Source organism: Desulfovibrio sp. 1188_IL3213 (genome assembly GCF_036763145.1).
In the GTDB taxonomy this organism is placed as follows: domain Bacteria; phylum Desulfobacterota; class Desulfovibrionia; order Desulfovibrionales; family Desulfovibrionaceae; genus Desulfovibrio.
The window spans coordinates 1-5034 of the sequence record NZ_JBAIYR010000160.1; the positions used below are offsets into that span (position 1 = coordinate 1).

Sequence of the window (5034 nt, forward strand, 5' to 3'; positions counted from 1 at the left end):
GGTGGCCACTGCCTGAAGACCCGCCACGCCCGTGCCGATCACAAGCACGTTGGCAGGCTTGATGACGCCCACGGCCGTACCCACCATGGGCATGAACTTGGCAAGGCGGTTGGCAGCCATCAGCACGCCCTTGTAACCGGCAACCGTGCTCATGGAGGTCAGGGCGTCCATGCCCTGAGCGCGAGAAATACGCGGAATGCCGTCCAGCGTGATGCTGATCACGCCCGTGGCGGCCAGCTTTTTCATCATTTCGTGGTTCACGGGAGCCGCAGGGTGCAGGAAGGTGATCAGGTACTGACCGTCACGCACCATTTCCGCTTCGTGCTTGTTCACCTTGTCGTTGAACAGAGGCTCTTTCACCTTCAGGATAACGTCAGCCTTGGCAAAGATTTCCTGAACATCGTCGATGATCTTGCCGCCGGCCTCAACATAGGCGCTGTCGGCAAAGAAAGCGCCGTCGCCCGCGCCCTTTTCAACAAGAACCGTGGCGCCGTCGGCAACCATCTTTTTGACGGTGTCAGGAGTCGCGGACACGCGGCGTTCGCCGTGCATGATTTCCTTCGGCACACCGATAGTCATACCCTGAAACTTCATTGTAAGGCTCCTTGAAGATAATTATATAAATTTGTTAATCATATGCGGACATCCAGCGCCCTGTACGCTCTCGTCCCAAACAATTCAAAACATCTTGGAGCATTTTCATTTGCAATGCTCAGGCCGTTTCGTAGCAGACGCTCGTCGTGGAGGCGCAGCTTGGTTACGTGGCAACCCGCCGTAACAGACGTGGCTTGCACTCTGCGAATGTACATTCCCAAAGGCAGCCTGCTTCACCCTGTTGCGTCCTGCATTTTGTGCAAAGGCTGTTGCCCTGCACGGTTTCGGCAATGCGGAACGTATACTCGAATTCCGCGCCGAGCAGCGCAAACTGCCCTGGAGCAGATTAACTTTGAGAGTGTACATTCTCAAAGTTTAAGACACGCTCGCTTCGATGCTTAACCGCTCAAGTAAATTGCGCTTGTATCTTTGCGGCGGGCGGCTGCTCATGCAGCCGCCAGAGCAATTTCACTTTGAAATTGCTCTAGTTTTCAGCGCCAACGCCCGGCTGCATGTCTTTTTTGTTCCAGCCAAGCAGATTGTAAACCACATTAATGCCGATAATCCATATAGGACCCACGATCATGGCAATGCGGGTGGACTCGCCAAGGCTCAGGATCACATAAACGCAAGCCAGCCCCACCAGTGCGAAATAGTTGGAATAAGGATACCAGGGCATCTTGTACTTGACGGCAGCCGCCTCTTCGGGGCTTTTGCTCTCACGGGACTTCATCTGCACAATGATGATGGTTCCCCAGATCCACACAACCGCAAAGGTCGCCACGCTGGTTACGATAAGAAAGACTTCCTCGGGAACGATATAGTTCAGAAACACGCCGATAAGCATAATGCACGAAGAAACCAGAATGCCGCGTGCGGGGACGTTTGCGCGGCTGGTCTGCGCAAAATACTGGGGGGCGCGTTTTTGCAGGGCAAGATTGTACAGCATGCGGCCGTTACTGTAGATCCCGCTGTTGCACGATGACAGGGCCGCCGTGGCAACCACGAAGTTGATGATGCCCGCGGCCGCGGCAATGCCGATGTTCTTGAAGGTCAGCACGAAGGGGCTGCCGTGTACGCCGATCTCGTTCCAGGGAAAGATGCTCATGATCACGAAAAGAGCGCCTATATAGAACAGCAGAATACGCCACAGCACCTTGTTGATGGCCGAGGGGATGGATTTTTCCGGATTGCAGGCCTCGCCGGCCGTAACGCCGATGAGCTCAATGCCCACAAAGGCAAACATGACCATTGAAAGCGCCATGAACACGCCGGTCATGCCGTTGGGCAAAAAGCCGCCTTCGAGAGCATACAGGTTGCTGATGCCCGTGGGAATGCCGCCATGCCCGATACCGAACAGAATGATGCCCAGACCGATGGCAATCATGGCGATGATGACCACAACCTTGATGAGGGCAAACCAGAACTCGAACTCGCCGAACAGCTTGACCGAGATGAGGTTGACTGTGGTCATGCACACCAGCGCCAGCAGCGCTGGTATCCATTGCGGCAAATCGGGCCACCAGAATGTGCAGTATACGCCGACCGCCGTAATTTCCGCCATACCGGTCACGATCCACACAAACCAGTAAGTCCAGCCGGTTATGTAGCCCATGCGCGGCCCCATAAACATGTTGGCATAGGCGCTGAATGAGCCTGACACGGGGTAGGCCACCGCCACTTCGCCAAGCGCGCGCATGACAAAGAAGATGATGATGCCGCCGATAAGATAGGACAGCAGCAGACCGGGACCGGCGGTTCTGATGGCCGTGCTCGATCCCAGGAACAGGCCCACGCCGATGGCGCCGCCGATGGCAATAAGCTGGATATGTCTCGATTCCAGCCCTCGGGTTAGATTTTCACCAGTTACACCTTTGTTTTCGCTCGACATATGGTCTCCTTGCAAAACCTTGAACGAATTTCAATGCGAATCCTTTGACAACGAGGGTTTGTGAGTGGGGGGACCTCCTTTTTCCTCTTTGGCATGTTGTGTATGTGGATTGCGGCACGAGGCACGGTCATCCGCATATGACCGTAAGTTTCATGACCGCGACAAGCAGCGGCATTCACCTCGGGCAAGATGTTGCAAGTGACTTCAATGGGGGAAAATTCTTACTCCACGTAAACTCTGGGCACACGCTTGCCCACCATGCAGACGACTTCATAATTGATAGTGCCGAGATGAGCGGCAATTTCGTCTGCGGGCAGCTCGGGTCCGCCGAAAAGAAGCACCTCGTCGCCGGCGGCGGCATGCGGCACATGGCTTACGTCAGCCATGCACTGATCCATGCATATGCGCCCTACCACCGGGGCGCGCCGTCCGCGCACCAGCACCTGAGCCTTGCGGCTCAGCATGCGTGTGTAGCCGTCAGCATAGCCAATGGGGATGGTGGCGAGGCTGCTCTCTTTCTGCGTGTGATAAATGCTGCCATAGCTCACGCCCACGCCGGGCGGAACCTGCTTGACCATTGCCAGCCGCGCCTTGAGGCGCATGACGGGCCGCAGATCAATGGGCATGGGGCATTCGTCGGACGGTTTGAGGCCATAAAGGATTATCCCCGCCCGGACCATATCAAGATGACCTTCGGGAAGGGACAGTATGGCGGCGCTGTTGGCGCAGTGCCGGATGCCCAGTCGAATGCCCGAAGCCTCCACAGCGGCCAGGGCAGCCTTGAACAGCCCAAACTGTTCAAGGCAGTATGCGCGGTCGGCGCTGTCGGAACTGGCAAAATGCGTAAACATGCCCTCAAGATGCACGTTCTCAAGCCCGGCCACATATGCACAGAACGCCGCAGCCTCTTCGGGCCGCACGCCGATTCTGGTCATGCCGGTATCCACCTTGACGTGCACCTTGACGGTCATGCCCAGATTGCCCGCTGCGGCGGAAAGGGCATCGGCCTGTTCCTTGCTGAAAATGGTTTGGGTAATGTGGTTGCTGACCACAAACGGGGCGGCCTGGGGCGGCGTATAGCCCAGAATGAGAATGGGCAGGGTTATGCCCGCCGCGCGCAGGGCTGCGGCCTCGTCCAGAATTGCCACGCCAAGATAGCCCGCTCCCTGGGCGACGGCTTCGTGCGCCAAGGGTACGGCGCCATGCCCGTAGCCGTCCGCCTTGATGATGGGGCAGAAGATTGTCCCGGGCTTTAGAAGCGACTTGATCTGCCGCAGATTATGGCGAAAGGCCGCAAGGTCTATCTCTGCCCACACGGGCCTGTCAAAACTGACCACGTTTCCTCCTATGCCGGCGCGTGCACCGCAGCCGCCCGGACATACAGGTTTTCATCCGTGTAAGACCGTCAGAAACACCAAAACAGCATCTGAAAAGCAGCATGTGCTTTTAATGACATTTTAAAAAATATAGAAAATGAATTTTAAAAATGTACAAACACCTTTTTAAGCGCCGAGGCAAGAAAATCGGCAATCAGAACCATTCATATAAAAGTTCTTAAGTTTCACATACTGACGCCATAAAACAGGACATGAGACTGTGAGCAGGTGATACCATGCGAGCATGCTTGTGTCCACGTTTACAAAAAATTTTGCATGTTACTCGCTACGGGCTTTTTGTTATTTTTTTAACTTTCATTACTAACAGTATGTTATCAAAAAAAATTTCAAGCAGCCCAAAATAATCCGGCAAAAAAACCGTCCGGCCTGATGATTTGAGTCTCGTTTTTTCCGAAAAAAACATCTCTCACCCGTGGAGAAATCCGCCCTGAATGCGGACTACAGGAGGCGGCAGGTCGAGCGTTCAACCAGCAGGACGCCGCCGCCCCCAAGATGGAACTTACAAACTTTTGTAAATAGAGGCTACCATCCAACTGTCTATAACCACAACACTTTTTTAAAGATCATATTGCACCCTCCGTGGCGGCAACTTCTTACACAGTTTCTTACACAGTTAAATGCTGCCTCTTATGAGATGGAAAGTGCAAAAAATTCAGGCCAGCGCCTGCCGCAAAAATGGAGAAACAGGAAATTCGAGGCACGAACAGGCTGCCGCGTCCTTTATCGGCGGCAAGGCCTGTTTTGACGGTCCGAGGCAGGCGCAGCCGTACATTCATAAAAACGATTCTATGGCAAAAAAGCAGGATGTTGCACAGGCAGCGGCGAAAGCAGAACAGGCCGGCTGAAAAATCACTTGCGGGGAGGGCGGGTCGCGCGAACAGAAGGGTGTAAAACGCGGCTCCGGCACGGAGCCTGTCCTGCACGCCGGCACGGTGCGCCAGCGGGGCCTGCTCCGAAAATGCGCTTCCGGGGACACTATGTCCAGGCCGGAAAGCCGGAGACAGCCGGACGCAAAACCCGCGTAAACGTTCCCAAGTGTGGTGCAACCAGTCAAATATGTCTGTAAGCGGCTGTAGTCTGTCGATAAGCATGTGTGCAGCACTCCGTGGTGTGTGCGGGGCGGCTGTGCGCCCCAGGCCGAAAAAGCATATC

2 protein-coding genes and 1 pseudogene are annotated in these 5034 nt (G+C 55.0%); all 3 read right to left on the reverse strand.

Annotated elements, in window-relative coordinates:
• A pseudogene (locus tag V6C16_RS07845) lies at positions 1-594 on the reverse strand (NAD(P)(+) transhydrogenase (Re/Si-specific) subunit alpha); the annotation flags it as partial.
• A 484-nt stretch (positions 595-1078) separates the two neighbouring features.
• A complete protein-coding gene (locus V6C16_RS07850; RefSeq protein ID WP_333534524.1) occupies positions 1079-2485 on the reverse strand; it encodes an amino acid permease in 1407 nt (468 codons plus the stop codon).
• Between the two features lie 221 nt (positions 2486-2706).
• A complete protein-coding gene (gene alr / locus V6C16_RS07855) occupies positions 2707-3822 on the reverse strand; it encodes an alanine racemase (RefSeq protein WP_333534526.1) in 1116 nt (371 codons plus the stop codon).
• Between the last annotated feature and the right edge of the window lie 1212 nt (positions 3823-5034).